This window comes from Spirosoma oryzicola (assembly GCF_021233055.1).
In the GTDB taxonomy this organism is placed as follows: Bacteria; Bacteroidota; Bacteroidia; order Cytophagales; family Spirosomataceae; genus Spirosoma; species Spirosoma oryzicola.
Genome location: NZ_CP089538.1, coordinates 1,675,560 through 1,691,870 on the forward strand (window position 1 = coordinate 1,675,560; position 16,311 = coordinate 1,691,870).

Genomic DNA, 16,311 nt, shown 5'->3' on the forward strand with positions numbered 1-16,311 from the left:
TAGCCAACGCTCGACGGCTCGTTGATTCGATGCGTGAGCAGTGGTTTTCACGGGGAATCAATTGATCAGGCGTATACAGCACGTCAGTCGGCCAGTCGATGGGTTAGTCGGCATGGACGCTGCGCATGGAAACACAGATTTGTAAAATAGTGTGAAGGTCGACCGGCAAGGAAGCCACGGGTTGCGTTCGCTTTATTCGGACGGATGCGAAAACAAGGGAGATTATTTGGTTGATGTAGTATAAATGAAGAAAATATGTTGATGTCGTTCAATAGCTTTCCGGTTGAATTGCCAACATATTTCGCCGTATGCTGGTTATGGAGGCATAATTTTTGTCCTAATTTGTAATAGGATCGGCTTCCTACCGGCCGAAAACCCAAGATTCACGACGAATGTCAGTGTCAAAAACGCTTGTCCGTGTTTTGATTGGGTTGCTTGCTCTTATCTTGTTGATAGCGGGGTTTGTCGTGCTTGTGGCGACTACACCTTGGGGGCAGCAATTCGTGACGAAACAGGTAAACTCTTATTTGTCCCAAAAACTACAATCGCCTTTCCGCATCGGGCGAATCGGTTATTCTATACCCGACTGGATCGAACTCGACGATGTATTCTTCAAAACCCCCCAGGGCGATACACTGCTGAATGGCGGACGCATGCGCGTTGACCTCGACATGTGGAGCTTACTCAACAATAAAGTAGCCATCAACCAAATCGAACTAGAGCGGGTTCAGGTAAACATCAGCCGGACATTGCCAGATACGGTTTTCAATTTTCAGTACATCGTCAACGCCTTCACCTCGCCTGGTCCTGCCACGCCCGTTGATTCGACGGCTAAGCCAATGGACATCAACCTGACGGGGATTACGCTTAAAGATGTTCGCATCAAATACCATGACGATGTGGTGGGGGCCGATGTCAATGCCTATGTTGACAGCCTACGAGCCAATTTCAATAAGACGGACATTAATAAATCACAGTACCATCTATCCGATGTGATGGCTGATGGGCTGAACGTTTATACCCGTTTGTACGAAGGATTGCCAACGCCCCCCAGTCCGCCTAGCGACCCTAGTGACTCGCTGGACATCGGCCTGGGAAAATGGCAGGTGAATCGGGCTAAGTGGGATGTTCGGGTGGAGACCGCCGATTTTCGTACCCAGGGTAGCATCGGCAAACTGGCGATGGAAACAAACTATTTTTACCTGAACGGATCGAAAATAGGCATCAAGTCGCTGGATCTGGCAAACGCCGATATTGCGGCTGTACTAACGAAGCCAGCTAGTAAAACGGCGGCAGCCAGCGCACCAGCATCAACAACCGCATCAACTTCGGGCGAACCGGGCTGGCAGGCAAACCTAACGAATGTTCGTTTCGCCAATAACCGCATTCGCTTCGACGACGAAACCGCGCCCCGACAAAAACAAGGCCTTGATTACGGACACCTCGATCTGCAAAATCTGGGCATCGACGGAAAATTTCTGAGCTATGCGGACTTGGGAAAGCGCGGGCAGCGTGTCAGCGGTCAGCTTCGCAATGGGCGTTTTCGGTCAACGAGCGGGTTTGTGCTGCAAAGTCTGAATGGTGACGTACTTTACAGCGATACGACAACGACGGTGAACAGGCTGTTTGTTCAGACCCCAAGCTCTGTCATTCGGGATCAGCTTGTGTTGCGTTATGATTCATTAGGACAGTTAAGCGATCCTCGTTTTGCCAAACGGGTTGGTGTTCGGATTAATTTGCGTCAGAGTCGGCTGTCGGTAGATGATGTTCTGCAACTGGCCCCGTTCCTGGCCGATACACCACCGTTTGCCGGTAACCGGGGTGGGGTTTTCCGAGCCAATGCTCAGGCGGTGGGTACATTGGCCGCGCTAAATATACCCCGTCTTGAATTCGATATGCTGTCCGGTACGCGGATCGTTGCCAGCGGTCGGCTTACAAACGTGACTGACCCCGAACGGCTGGGAGTAGACGTAACGGTCAAAGAAGCGACGACACGACTCGCCGACATCAACAAGCTGGCTCCCAAAGGGTCAATTCCGTCGTCTATCGCGTTGCCATCCGATCTTCGGCTGACGGGACAGTTGAAAGGGCAATTGAATAACCTTATTCTGGACGCCAAATTAAACACAAGCTGGGGAACGGCTGCTTTTGACGGGCAACTGGCTGGCTTCGTGACGGGCAAAAACCAGACCTACAAAGGAACGCTCAACTTGAACGATTTCGATGCCGGGAAGTGGCTTAAGCAGGAAGGAACCGTTGGCAAAATAACGGGCCGGGCTACCGTTGACGGACGAGGGATTGACGTAAATACGTTGACGACCCGCTTTGACCTGGACGTGCAATCGGCTGATCTAAACGGGTATCAATATCAGAATCTGGACGCGTCGGGTAGCTTAGCGAATGGAACGCTCGATATCAACGGTGCTCTGAAAGACCCGAACGCCAATCTGAAACTCGACGCAAAAGTTGGTTTAAAGGGTGATTTCCCGAGTATAGTCGGCGAAACCGTTATCAACGAGTTGAACTTGCAAAAACTTAAACTCTATCAGGACCCATTGTCCCTCAAAGGACGGATCGTGATGGATATGGCGTCGGTTGACCCGGCTAAACCGGTCGGTACCATTTCAGCAAACGACGCAGTGCTGACCTTGCAAGGTAAAAACTACCCTGTCGATTCGCTTTACGCCCGGCTGACGGCGAATGGCAACGATAAAGGAGTAGTTGCTCAACTGCCGGGCGCGAGGCTGACGATGAATGGTCAATTTGAGTACACCCAACTTTACGACATTATTGCCGGCGAGGTAAGCAAATACATTGCGTTGCCCGCTTTAAAATACAAAACGATTCCTCCACCTTATGCCTTCACCATCAACATGAAGGCCTACCAGAACCCGCTTTTCCAAGCCTTCGTGCCTGAGTTGACGCGGCTGGATACGGTCCGGCTGAACGCTTATCTGGACAATACCCGAGACACTACCCTGTCAGCAACCCTCCGAACGGGCGTTATTGTCTACGATACAACGACCGTGAGAGGAAGCATAATGACGCTCCGGGGCATCGACAATCAGCTGAGGGTTAACGGACGAATCGACGGTATTTTGTACGATGGGTTGAATATTCGGGAGACGGATCTGTCGGGTGTTGCTGCCAACAATCAGTTACGTTTTTCGGTCGTCAACAAGGATTCAATTAACCAGGATCTGCACGGGGTGGCGGGGACGCTCAGCATTGTGGATTCTAGTTATCGATTCAGGTTTGCGCCGAACGGTCTGCTAACCAATTACCAGCGATGGCAAACCGACACAAGTGGATTTGCGCAGTATGGCAATAATGGCGTACTGGTCAACAACCTGCACATTGAAACCGATCAGCAATCGCTTGAAATAAATAGTACGGAACAGTACGCCAATGCGCCGATCCGGGTAACGGCGCGTGCTATAGAAATTGCGAATCTGGCAAGGTTGGCGAATCAGGATACAACCTTGGCCGCTGGACAACTCAACGGAACAGTGGTTGTTCGCGATTACATGGGCGAAGACAACAACTTGTCGTTCTTGGGGTCTGTCTACGTGGATAGCTTGCAGGTTATGCAGAAACCTATCGGTGATCTGACTGCCCGTTTCCGGAATAATTCCGATGGACGAATCAGCGTAAACACGACCCTTGCCGGGCCTTACAACGACGCCACCGTTACGGGTTTCTACAACCCAACGGATGCCAAGCAGGCACTGGATCTAGCAATTAATCTGAACCGGCTGGATGCCCGTACGATTGAAGCGTTTAGCTTCGGTGAGTTGCGGCAAGCCCGAGGAAAATTGACCGGTAGTTTCAGTGTAGCCGGGTCTACCGATAATCCAAAGATGGATGGTAGCGTAGCATTTGATTCGGTGGCTTTTAATATCAAACAGATCAACGCTACGTATCGGATCGATCAGGAAAAGCTGGCTTTTTCCGGGCAGACCATTACGCTGAATGACTTCAACGTACGGGATACGCTTGGGCGAACGCTGACAACGGACGGCACCGTTGTGTTGAAAAATCTGCCTGATGCGAGCTATAATCTACGTGTTCGCGCGGCTAATTTTCAGGTCTTGAATGCCGCTCGGAAAGACAACGATTATGCGTACGGGCAGGCTGCTATCAGCGCTGATCTACGAATTAAAGGCGTAGGAGCGAGTCCATCGATCAATGGCACCGTTCGTTTGGAAGACGACAGTAAAATAGCCATTGTGCTACCCGATGAGTCGACCGACGTAACGGAGTCCAGTAAGATTGTCACGTTCATTAATCACAATGATTCGTTAGCCATCGCGAAGTACTTATATAAGCCAAAACCCGATACAGCGGCAACAACCCCACGTCTTCAATTTGAACAGCTTAGCAACGCGACCATCTCGCTCGATCTGGAGGCTGACGAGAAATCGGAGTTAACCATCGTCGTGGATGAGTTGAACGGTGATTACCTGCGTGCACGCGGTAACGCCCGGCTCAATGTAGGCATGAATGCCGCCGGGGAGTTAACCGTGTTAGGGCGTTATGACGTGACGGAGGGAGAATATTCAATGACTTACGAAGTGCTGAAGCGGCAGTTTCAGATTCAGAAAGGGGGGTATATTCAGTTCACCGGTGATCCGCTCAAAGCTGATATCAACATTACAGCTATCTACCAGGTATCAACCTCGCCAGCTGATCTAGTTGGAAACGAAATGTCGACGGCCGATGCCGCATCACTTAATCGTAAACTACCGTTTGATGTCGCGCTAACCATGAGCAATAACCTGGCAGCACCCAAATTGGATTTCGATATTCGGTTGCCAGATGCTGAAAATGGAAATAGTGCAATCTCGTCAAGTCCGCTCGCTGCCAGCATCGAAAGTAAGTTGAAAACGTTGCGTCAGGACCAATCACAGATCAACAAACAGGTGTTTGCGTTGCTGATACTGAATCGTTTTCTTCCCGAAAATACGTCCGATTTCTTTTCTGGATCGGGCAATGGCGGGTTAGATACGCAAGCAGAAGGAATCGCCCGGAGTAGTGTCAGCAAACTTATTTCGGACCAGTTGGGACGATTGGCATCTAACGTTTTGAAAGGCTTCGACGTTGACTTTAACTTACTATCACAAACGGGGAGCACTAATACAGGCGGAACAACCAACGGGGCGCGTACTGATCTGAACGTCGGTTTGTCGCGGAGTTTTCTGGAAGGGCGGCTGACGGTTTCGGTCGGCCGAAACTTCGTTCTTGAAAACGCGGCTAACAGTGCCACCCGTAACCCTAACGAAGTTTTTGATAATGTGTCGCTCAATTATAACCTTACCCGCGACGGGCGGTATATTTTACGCGGTTATCGTCGTAACGATTATCAGGCCGTGCTCGATGGTTACATTATTGAAACAGGGGTTGGATTTGTTATTACGGTGGATTACAATACCCTATCCGACATCTTTCGTCGTCGGTCGCCTGGTCCGACGCTGAATTAATTAATTATGGCCTATTTATTCAACGTATTTGTTAGCTGCTTGATGTTCATAAACCTTTCGGCAAGAAAAGCTGTCAGGTTTTGGCATATTGGTGTCAGGAGTAAGGAAAATAAAAGCGTATTAGTCTCGATCAATGGTGCTCAAGTAGCCACTCGTTCTAAATCACTCGTTCTTTGCGTTGGGATAGCCATTACCTTTCTGCTTAACGCTTGTAATGTCGGCAAACACTTACCCGCCAAGGAGCGACTTTATGCGGGAACGGATATCATTATAAAAGCCGATTCGACCGTTTCAAAAGATGAGCAAAGCGCTATACAGGAGCAACTGGCGACACTCGCTCGTCCCAAACCGAACAGCCAGCTGTTTGGTTTTCCCTATAAAGTGGCATTGTATTATTTATTTGGCGAGCCTAAAAAACCAAAAGGGTTTCGTTCGTGGTTTCGGCGAAAGTTCGGGCAGGAGCCAGTATTAGCCAGTGCTAAAGCGATCTCATCGAATATACCCAACTGGGAAGCTACGTTACAGAATCAAGGGTACTTTGGGTCGGAAGTAACCGGCGAGTTGAAAGAAAGTGGCTATAAAGCACGTGGTGTCTATGAAGTTGATGTCAGGCCCCGTTTTTACATCGACTCCGTGGCTTTTCTGGTCGATTCGACGCCCGTCAGAAAAGCGCTCAACGCATCGCTTCGTCGGACGATCATCAAAAAAGGCGATCCATATAATTTCGACAATATCAAGCTAGAGCGCGAACGTATCAGCCAGGCCATCAAGCAGCGGGGTTTCTACTACTTTCTGCCTGATTACGTAGCCATTCTGGCCGATAACGATACATCCATCCATCGGACAAAGCTTTACTTTGCCATCAAGCCTGACATGCCGGACGCAGCTGGTGTACCCTATTCGATTCGCGATGTATTTATCTATCCGAACTACAACCTCTCGACAGCCCGGCAGGATACCAATATCCGACGCTCGTATCAGTCAGAGGAACTGTTTCATATTGTCGATTCAACGCGTCGATTCGATGATCGACTTTTCCGGGATATTGTGGCCGTCAAACCGGGTCGTAAGTATAGTAGCCGGGTGCAGGATCTGACGCTTTCCCGGTTTATCAATCTAGGTGCGTTTAAGTTTGTTCGTAACCGATTTGAACCCGACCAACAAGGTGACTCGGCGGTGTTGGACGTTCATTATTATCTGACGCCCTACCCGACAAAATCCATGCGTTTGGAACTGGACGGTACATCACGGTCTAATAATTTCAACGGGACGCAAGTTATCGCCAGCTGGCGTAACCGCAACTACTTCCGACGAGCCGAGCTGCTGACCCTCAACGCCAATGCTGGGATTGAATTTCAGGTGGGCACGGGCGACAAAGAAAGCATCACAAACTACCGTCTCGGAGCAGACATCCTGCTGAGTTTTCCACGTCTGGTTTCTCCCGTTCGGTTTAACTACGATCAGCGACAAGCGTTACCTAAAACAAACGTTACGTTAGGGTATCAGACAATTATACGGGGTGGTCTTTATCGGATCAATTCAGCGCAAACCACCTTTGGCTATGCCTGGCGACAAAACCAACAAGTCGAACACGTTTTTCAGCCATTCAACGTGAACTATGTTTACGTACCGCAAAATCGTATTGGGGACCGAGTTTACGAGATTCTTGAGGATACAGCTGTCAGCCCGCTTGTAAAGCGCCAATATATAAACACAATTTTTTACTCGAATCAGTTGATTTTGAGTACATTGTATAGCTTTAATTATAATTCATCACCTCGCACTAACTCGCCAACCACGTTTCGCCTGACCGCTAATGCCGAAGCTGCCGGTAACCTGGCAAGCCTACTGTTTAAACAAGTAATTGTTGATGATGCAGATCAGAGAAAGGGAGTTTTTGGAACTCCCTACGCTCAATTTCTACGTTTTGATGCAGATGCTCGTTTATATCATCGACTATCATCTAACATAACATGGGCCAATCGTTTATTCGCTGGGGTTGGTTTTACGTATGGAAACTCTAAAGATCGCGCCCTTCCTTTTACAAAACAGTATTTCGTTGGGGGAAGCAACAGTATAAGAGCGTTTAGACCGAGAGCGATTGGACCAGGATTGTTTACGCGTGATACGATCCAAAATGTCCCGTTATTTCAAGATGGTGGTGGAGACATCCGACTAGAAGCAAATACGGAGATACGAGCTAAATTCAATAAATACATTGAGGGAGCCGTTTTTGTGGACGCTGGAAACGTATGGACGTATTCAGATATAGGTACGTTCGGACCAGAAGCAAAATTCAGCCCGGATTTCTATAAGCAGATTGCTATCGGTACGGGCGTTGGTTTACGCATTGACTTGTCTTACTTCCTGATTCGCTTCGATCTGGCGACACCCCTCCGAAAACCGTATAAAACCGAAGGTAGCGAATGGGTACTCAACCAGATCAATTTTAGAGATTCTGCCTGGCGAAAGCAAAACCTAGTGTTCAACATTGCCGTAGGCTATCCATTCTAGTTCAGTAACGGGGTGATGTGGTATACCGATAGCGTGTCGGTATACCACATCACCCCGTTATCTCAAGACAGGGCGTAAAATGTTCCAGACCGTGTTAGCGACAATTTTGTGGCCGGCAGGAGTGGGGTGAATGCCGTCGGGCTGATTAAGTTTGGCTACACCGCCAACTCCTTCAAGCAGAAAGGGAATTAATACAAGTTTATTTTTGTCGGCCAATTCCTTGTACAACCCTCTGAATTCACGAGTGTATTCCGTACCAAGATTAGGGGGGATCTGCATGCCCGCCAGCACAATGGTCGCCTGTGGACTTTTCTGACGGACGGTGTCGATGATCGCTTGCAGGTTCTGGCGCGTAGCCTTCAGCGGAATACCACGCAGCCCATCGTTGCCGCCCAATTCAAGCACAAACACCGAAACCGGCTGACGCATTACCCAACTGATACGGCTTTTTCCTCCGGCTGTCGTCTCACCACTAAGTCCGGCGTTAACGACCTGATAAGCCAGACCCGCCGAGTCAATCTTCTGACCGACCAGGGCTGGAAATGCCTGCGACGGTTCAACGCCATAACCTGCCGTCAGACTGTTGCCGTAAAACAGGATAATTGGCTTTTTCGCGGCTGTCGCTTTCGGCGCTTCTCGTTCGTTTTGGGTGTCCGAGGAGGCAGTTGACTCCTTTTTCTGGTCAGATGGGCCACACGCCCACGCCGTTAAGAGCAGCATCAGGCCGCTTATCACAGAATATAACGATTGGCTACTGCGGAAGAACTTCATTAGTAGAATGTCAGTTTAGTAAAATACGGGCTTACAAAAAGCAGAGCGTTTTTGACTCTGTTCATCAATCAAAGTTGCAGCAAGCGTTTTTTGTTCCATGAGCATTCTCCACGTCGAAAATCTTACCAAAACATACCAGAGCGGAGGCCGGGAGCTAACGGTTCTGCACAGCGTCAACTTCACTCTCGAACCAGGTGATACTTTTTCCATTGTTGGGCCGTCGGGTAGCGGTAAAACGACACTGCTAGGGTTATGCGCGGGCCTGGACCGGGCTTCGTCGGGCAGCGTTTACCTCAACGATATTCGGCTGGATACGTTGTCGGAAGATCAGCGGGCGGCCATTCGAAACCAGTACGTTGGCTTTATTTTTCAGAATTTCCAGCTTCTGCCGACGCTTACGGCCCTAGAAAACGTCATGGTGCCGCTTGAACTGCGCGGTGAAAAAGGAGCGCAGAAAACGGCTCAAAGTCTGTTGGAACGGGTCGGTTTAGGTCAACGGGGGCATCATTACCCGACGCAGCTATCCGGCGGTGAACAGCAGCGGGTTTCACTGGCGCGTGCGTTCGCCAATCGACCAAAACTATTATTCGCCGATGAACCAACCGGCAATCTGGACGCTGATACCAGCGCAACGGTAGTCGATCTGCTTTTCGAACTCAACCGGGAAGCGGGTACGACGCTCGTTCTGGTTACCCACGATCTGGAACTGGCCGCCCGAACGCAACGGGTCATTCGCATCAAAGGCGGTACGGTGGTATCGGATTCGTTGCAGTTGGCGAATGGACGATTGAGCCAATAAGTAAAACAGGCACCTTATTTATGAAAACTCCATTTTCCTGGCTCTTTCGCATGGCCTGGCGCGATAGTCGTCGGAGTCGCCAGCGATTGCTGCTGTTTATGTCGGCTATTGTGCTGGGGATTGCCGCGCTGGTGGCAATCAATTCGTTTGGCGATAACCTGGCCCGTAGTATCGACGATCAGGCGCGTGAACTGCTGGGTGCTGACCTGACGCTCTCCTGGACGCGTCCACCCTCCGCCAAAACGCAACAACTGGCGAAGACCCTCGGTCGCGACCGAGCTTACGAAGTTTCGTTTGCGTCGCTGGTGTCGATTCCCCGAACGGGTGGGGTGCGGTTGGCGCAGGTGAAAGGGTTGCAGGGCAATTTCCCGTACTACGGAGCCTGGGAGGTAGAACCTGTTTCGGCCATTCAGTCATTTCGGAGCGCCCAAAGCCGGGTCGCGCTGGTGGACGATGGGTTGTTGGTTCAGTTGGGAGCACAACTCGGCGATTCGGTCCGGGTCGGAAATCTGTCTTTTGTGATTGCCGGACGGGTTACCAAAACGCCCGGTCAGGCGGCCATTGCGGCTACCGTGGCACCGACCGTATTTATTCCCAATCAGTTTCTGGCTAGCACCGGCTTGTTGCAGCGTGGCAGCCGGATCGCTTACAAATACTACTATAAGTTTGCGCCCGGCACGGACATTGCCGCTTCGATAAAAAAATACGAAACCCGCTTTGAAAAAGAAGGCCTCAATACCGACACGGTTGCCGACCGGCAACGCCAAACGGGGCGATCCTTTGCGGATCTGACCAAGTACATGAGTCTGGTAGCTTTCGTCGCTTTGTTGTTAGGCTGCGTCGGTGTCGCCAGTGCGGTACAGTTGTACGTCAAGGAAAAAATTGCGTCAGTAGCAATCCTGAGAACGCTAGGAGCCAGCGGTCGGCAGGCGCTGTTGATCTATTTAGTGCAGACAGCCCTGATGGGTTTAATCGGCGCTACCGTTGGCGCCTTGATTGGTTCAGTCGTTCAACTGGTCTTGCCGCAGGTGTTTGGACGTTTTTTGCCAATTACGGTCGAAACGACTTTATCGGCTCCGGCTATTTTGGGCGGTATTGGAACAGGGATGCTTATCTCCGTGCTGTTTGCCTTGCTACCCCTGCTGGCCATTCGGAACGTGGCTCCCCTGCGAACGCTTCGGACTAACTACGAAGACGATCTGAACGGGCGTGATCCGTGGCGGTGGCTCGTCTATGTGCTGGTCCTCGGTTTCATCGTGGGATTTGCTTACTGGCAGACGAAAAATCTACAACTGGCGCTTGGCTTTACCGCTGGGCTGACGTTAGCATTTGGTGTTCTGACCGCGCTGGGGCTGGGATTGATCTGGCTGGTGCGCCGGTTTTTTCCCGCATCCTGGAGCTTCGTCTGGCGGCAGAGTCTGGCGAATCTATACCGACCCAACAACCAGACGCTTATTCTAGTGACGGCCATCGGTTTGGGCGCGTTCCTGATCGCGACGCTTTACCTGACGCAGGGGCTGCTGCTCAGTCGGGTTGAATTGTCCGGTAGCGGTAATCAGCCCAACATGGTTCTGTTCGATATTCAGAATGAACAGGTTGCGGGTGTCCGGTCGTTAGTTCAACAGCAAAAGCTACCCGTTTTGCAGGACGTGCCGGTCGTAACCATGCGACTGAACGATGTAAACGGCAAATCGCCCGCGACTAGTCCGAAAGATACGAGTCTGAAAATGCCGAGTTGGGCTTTTACGCGTGAATATCGGGTGACCTATCGCGATACGCTGATCGCATCCGAGAAGCAGGTCGCCGGGAAAGCACCTTATCAGGCCGACGGCAACGTGTACATCTCGATGGAAAAAGCGTTTCTCGATCGTCTGCATCTAAAGCTCGGCGATACGTTAAACTTTAACGTCCAGGGTACGCTTATTCCGGCTATCGTCGGGGGAACACGAGAAATCGAATGGAACCGCGTTCAGACTAACTTTCTGGTGGTGTTTCCGTCGGGTGTGCTGGAGCAGGCCCCGCAGTTTCACGTTTTGATGACCCGCGTTCCTAATAACCAGACATCCGCTATCCTGCAACGAAATCTGGTCAGTCAGTTTCCGAACGTATCGGCGATTGATCTGGGGCTGATTCTAAAAACGGTAGACGAAATTCTCGATCAGATTTCGTTCGTGATTCAGTTTATGGCGCTTTTCAGTATTCTGACTGGCTTGCTGGTACTGGGTAGTTCGGTCATCATCAGCAAATACCAGCGGTTACGTGAGAGCGTTCTATTGCGGACGCTAGGCGCTAGCCGTAATCAGATTTTACGAATCACGGCGCTTGAATACGGCTTGCTGGGCTTGTTGGCGGCTTTGTCGGGGATTTTATTGTCCGTTGTTGGGACATGGGCACTGGCGCGATTCGTATTTGAAGTGCCGTACCGACCAAACGCGGTGCCGTTGGCCATTGTCGCCATCGTTGTGACAGTCCTGACCGTGCTGATTGGCTTATTTAATAGCCGCGATGTGCTGGTTCGTCCACCACTGGATGTGCTGCGGTCCGAAGCGTAAATAAACCGGTGGCAACGTTCGAACGTTGCCACCGTGTTACGATTAGTGCGCCAGATAACCGCCATCGACCGGGTAGTACGATCCCGTCACGAACGACGCTTTGTCGGACGATAACCAAATAACCAGCTCCGCTACTTCTTCGGACTTTCCGAGTCGGCCAATTGGGTGAAGGCTGATCAACTGCTGACGAGCCTCATCGGGTAAGGCCGAGAGGAGGGGCGTATCGATATAAGCCGGACCTACCGCATTAACGCGTATACCTTGTTGAGCGTATTCAAGGGCCACCGTTTTGGTAAGACCGACAACAGCGTGTTTAGCCGCGACGTAGCCGGGTGAGTTGGGCGTACCAACCTGACCCAGAATCGACGCCATATTGACAATGCTACCTCCGCCTTGTTTCAGCATCTGGGCGATCTGGTACTTCAGGCAGAAAAAGACGCTGTTCAGGTTTATGTTGATGATCTTTTGCCAGCCTTCCAGACTGTAGTCCGCCGTCGTGCTTAGCTCACCGCCGATACCCGCGTTGTTGCAGGCAATATCCAGCTTGCCGTACCGATTCACCGTTTCATGAACGAGTCGTTCGCATTCGGCTGGGTCGCCGACATCCGCCAGTACAAAATGGCTTTTCACGTCCATCCCTTTGATTTGCTCGACAACGACCTGCCCTTTCTCAGCATCCAGATCGGAGACAAGAACATTTGCGCCATGCTGGGCATACAAAAGAGCAACCGCCTTTCCAATCCCCGAAGCGGCCCCGGTAACGAGTGCCGTTTTTCCTGCTAATGAATGTTCCATAACTGTATGTATTTCTTTTAAAAACGCATCCGTCCATAAATGGTTACGGTAACATTGCCCTCCGCGAGGCAACTGCTGGCCGGACCGCGCACCAACGTAAAAGAACAGACTTAATACGGCTTCGGTGATTTTCCGCTATCGACTACGGGATACTACGCATTGTGCAAAAGCCGTGAATCCGCGCTAAAAGTACGCTGGTACAGTGCCGAACTTTGTCCCATCGAAAATTCACTAAACACCGTCTCCTCTTTTGTCATGGAAAAAGCATTCTGGTTCAACTCCTGGGAATTGGAAGGACATTACACCAGCTTTCACCGGAAAGATATTCACCCGTACGCCATCAAATACCTGCCTCCCTTTGCTTTGGAAGGGCAGACGGTATTCGTACCGCTTTGCGGCAAGTCACTAGATCTGCTGTATTTCAGCCGGTTTGCAACCCGCGTTATTGGCGTCGAAATCGTTGAGAAGGCGATCATTCAGTTTTTTGAAGAAAATCAGTTAGCGTATCGGCAAATCGGTAGCCGGTTCGTGTCGGGTAACATCACCATCCTTTGCCGTGATTTCTTCTCGCTCAATCGCGAAGATGTAGGTGCATTCGATATTGTTTACGACCGGGCGTCGCTGGTTGCGCTGCCACCTGCCATGCGGATGCGGTATCTGCAAACGTTGGAATGGCTGACGCCCGTAGGTACGCTAAGTCTCTTGAATACCCTCGAATATGGACCTATATTGCCAAGTCCACCATTTAGTATAGCACCTGCTGATGTAGTGGGGTACTTTCCGAATTATGCCATCGATCATGTCGAGAGTCCGACTCTGCCAAACCACGGCATGGTAAAGAAATTCAATCTGTCTTATTTGAAAGAGCACGGATTTATGATGCGTAAATTGTATGACTCGCCCGTGCTGATCGATATTGACGAGGTAATGCAGATGGCGTAGGTAGGGCAGGTTCATAAGATAGTCTCCCGATATAGTTTTGAAGCCTATATCGGGAGACTATCGGCTAAAAGCGGGAAGCGCTACAGTGCCGTTTCACCGAATCGAGGCACCTAGTTCGTCTAGAATTTGTTAGCTTTGTTGAGAACGGCGCTATAAAGCGGTGCCCGAATGCATGGACAATCGGTTTGTTGAAAAAGCTACTGGTGCTATCGCCGATAAATATCGGTTAGCCATTTTAATGGAACTCTCGAACAAAGGAAGCCTTACGTCGTCCGATGTTCAGGAGTTGACCGGCTTGTCACAGCCCTGCGTATCGCATCACGTCAAACTATTGACCGACAGTGGCTTAGTCAATGCCCAGAAAGAAGGGCGTAATGTCCACCTAACCCTCAATAAAGAATCGCTGCAACAGCTATCGGGGTTCTTCGATAAGCTGGTCTAAATTTTTATTTCAATACATTCAAACTTTTAAATATTTGATTGTGTTTCTTGCCCGTACATTCACTTCAAAATCCGTTTACGGCAACGTACAGTACTCATGGCACAGAAACTTTTCTCAGAAGCCAAACTTGGTAACCTGACGCTCCAGAACCACATCGTGATGGCACCGATGACGCGCAACCGGGCCACCGCCGATCATATACCCACCGACATTATGGCGACTTACTACGCGCAACGGGCGTCAGTTGGTCTGATCATTACCGAAGGTGTTGGCCCATCGCCCAATGGTGAAGGCTACGCCCGGATTCCGGGAATTCACAATGCCGCGCAAATCGCAGGCTGGAAAAAAGTAACGGAGGCTGTTCACGCCAAAGGTGGAAAAATCTTTGCGCAGATCATGCACACGGGACGCGTTAGTCACTCGATTCATTTGTCGGAAAATGCAGAAGTCGTAGCGCCATCGGCAGTAGCCGCGGCTGGCGAAATCTATACCGATACCGAAGGCATGAAGCCTTTCCCAACACCCCGCGCTCTGACGACGGAAGAAGTAAAGCAGACCGTTCAAGAATACGTAACGGCGGCTAAAAATGCCATCGAAGCGGGTTTTGACGGCGTTGAAATACACGGAGCCAACGGTTATCTGATCGATCAGTTTATCAGTCCGAATACAAACCAGCGGACCGATGAATACGGCGGCAGCTTTGAAAACCGCAGCCGTTTCCTGCTTGAAGTTGCTGAAGCAGCCGGACAAGCCATTGGACTGGATAAAGTAGGTGTTCGGGTGTCGCCTTACGGTGTTTTCAACGACATTAAGCCCTTCGACGACGTTGATCAAACATTCACATACATTGCGCAGAAGTTAAACGAGATTGGTATTGTTTATCTTCACCTTGTCGATCATACGTCGATGGGAGCGCCGATTGTACCGGATACGATTGTCAGCGCGATCCGTGAAGCGTACAAAGGTACGTTGATCCTGAGCGGTGGATACGATGCCGAACGCGCTGAGACAGTTCTCGAAAGCGGCTTAGCTGATCTGGTAGCGTTTGGTCGGCCTTTGATCGCCAATCCTGATTTCGTTGAGCGTCTGCAAAGCGGTAGCGAATTGAATCAGCCGGATTTTTCTACGTTCTACACGCCCGGTGAGAAAGGCTTTATCGATTATCCGGTCCTGGAAGAAGTGAACCGGTAATATTGGCTATAAAAAAAGACGAGGACCTGAGCAGCGATAAGCCACTCAGGTCCTCGTTTTATTATCGATCCGTTGTTAGACGGGAATTGTCTTTAGAATCTGCTCCAGAATCAGCCGACCGTCGGTGTTGCCAAGATTGGGGTCCGCAGCGCGTTCGGGGTGAGGCATCATGCCGAAAACGTTTTTGCCTTTGTTGGTAACGCCCGCGATATTTTCCAGACTACCATTCGGGTTAGCCGATTCGGTGATCACGCCCGCTTCGTCACAGTAACGGAATAGCACCTGATCGTTATCGTTCAACGCTTTGAGCGTGTCTGCGTCGGCAAAGAAACGACCGTCGCCGTGGGCCATCGGTATTTTATACGCTTTACCCGAGTCAAGTCCTGCCGTCAACAAGGCGTCGGAGGATTGCGGTTTCAGGTAAATGTTTTTGCAGATATACTGCTGATTGGAATTCTGCAACAATACCCCCGGAACCAGGCGGGCTTCGGCCAGGATCTGGAAGCCATTGCAAATACCCATGAGGTAACCGCCCCGGTTGGCATGCGCAATAACTTCATTCATGATCGGCGAGAACCGCGCTACCGCACCCGTACGGAGGTAGTCGCCGTACGAAAAGCCACCGGGCAGAATGATAAAGTCGCAACCTTGCAGGTCGTGGTCTTTGTGCCAGAGCTTAACGACTTCCTGGTCCATCAGTTCCAGCGTATCGACGGCGTCCTGATCACAGTTAGAGCCGGGGAAAACAACAACGCCAAATTTCATAGAGATAACAGCGTGAAAGAGAGTGACAGCGAAAACTAACAAACGCTGGGTCGCTATTGA

General features: G+C 50.5%; 10 protein-coding genes. 7 read left to right on the forward strand and 3 right to left on the reverse strand.

The annotated features are described in order from the left end of the window. Nucleotides 1-392: 392 nt before the first annotated feature. On the forward strand, nt 393-5,480 hold the full coding sequence (locus LQ777_RS06830) for a translocation/assembly module TamB domain-containing protein (protein WP_232561775.1): 5,088 nt from the start codon (nt 393-395) through the stop codon (nt 5,478-5,480). 42 nt (nt 5,481-5,522) lie between these two features. Continuing rightward, the gene (tamL, locus tag LQ777_RS06835; protein ID WP_232561776.1) at nt 5,523-7,994 is read left to right on the forward strand and encodes a translocation and assembly module lipoprotein TamL; all 2,472 of its coding nucleotides are present in this window, start codon (nt 5,523-5,525) and stop codon (nt 7,992-7,994) included. Between the two features lie 57 nt (nt 7,995-8,051). Here tamL and LQ777_RS06840 read toward each other — a convergent pair whose 3' ends face one another. Next, complete coding sequence (locus LQ777_RS06840; protein ID WP_232561777.1) at nt 8,052-8,765, reverse strand: arylesterase; 714 nt, start codon at nt 8,763-8,765, stop codon at nt 8,052-8,054. Between the two features lie 97 nt (nt 8,766-8,862). Between LQ777_RS06840 and LQ777_RS06845 the strand changes: the two genes are divergently transcribed. Both LQ777_RS06845 and LQ777_RS06850 read left to right on the forward strand, forming a co-directional pair. Then, the gene (locus LQ777_RS06845) at nt 8,863-9,564 is read left to right on the forward strand and encodes an ABC transporter ATP-binding protein (RefSeq protein WP_232561778.1); all 702 of its coding nucleotides are present in this window, start codon (nt 8,863-8,865) and stop codon (nt 9,562-9,564) included. A gap of 50 nt (nt 9,565-9,614) precedes the next feature. Further along, the gene (locus LQ777_RS06850) at nt 9,615-12,116 is read left to right on the forward strand and encodes an ABC transporter permease (protein ID WP_232562808.1); all 2,502 of its coding nucleotides are present in this window, start codon (nt 9,615-9,617) and stop codon (nt 12,114-12,116) included. 42 nt (nt 12,117-12,158) lie between these two features. On the opposite strand, the gene LQ777_RS06855 is transcribed toward LQ777_RS06850, so the two are convergent. Then, nucleotides 12,159-12,911 carry an SDR family NAD(P)-dependent oxidoreductase gene (locus tag LQ777_RS06855; protein ID WP_232561779.1) on the reverse strand — a complete coding sequence of 251 codons (753 nt, stop codon included), beginning with the start codon at nt 12,909-12,911 and terminating at the stop codon, nt 12,159-12,161. Nucleotides 12,912-13,166: 255 nt separating this feature from the next. On the opposite strand from LQ777_RS06855, the gene LQ777_RS06860 reads away from it, so the two are divergent. The 3 genes from LQ777_RS06860 (at nt 13,167) to LQ777_RS06870 (ending at nt 15,486) form a co-directional block, all read left to right on the forward strand. Continuing rightward, nucleotides 13,167-13,853, forward strand: a complete 687-nt coding sequence (locus LQ777_RS06860; protein ID WP_232561780.1) for a class I SAM-dependent methyltransferase — start codon at nt 13,167-13,169, stop codon at nt 13,851-13,853. Between the two features lie 172 nt (nt 13,854-14,025). Beyond that, nucleotides 14,026-14,295 (forward strand): ArsR/SmtB family transcription factor, encoded by a 270-nt coding sequence (locus tag LQ777_RS06865; protein ID WP_232561781.1) that lies wholly within the window; start codon nt 14,026-14,028, stop codon nt 14,293-14,295. 96 nt (nt 14,296-14,391) lie between these two features. Beyond that, entirely contained in the window at nt 14,392-15,486 is a 1,095-nt protein-coding gene (locus LQ777_RS06870) for an alkene reductase (protein WP_232561782.1), read from the forward strand. A gap of 75 nt (nt 15,487-15,561) precedes the next feature. On the opposite strand, the gene purQ is transcribed toward LQ777_RS06870, so the two are convergent. Beyond that, nucleotides 15,562-16,251, reverse strand: coding sequence for a phosphoribosylformylglycinamidine synthase subunit PurQ (purQ, locus tag LQ777_RS06875; protein ID WP_232561783.1), 690 nt, complete (start codon nt 16,249-16,251; stop codon nt 15,562-15,564). Nucleotides 16,252-16,311 lie beyond the last annotated feature (60 nt).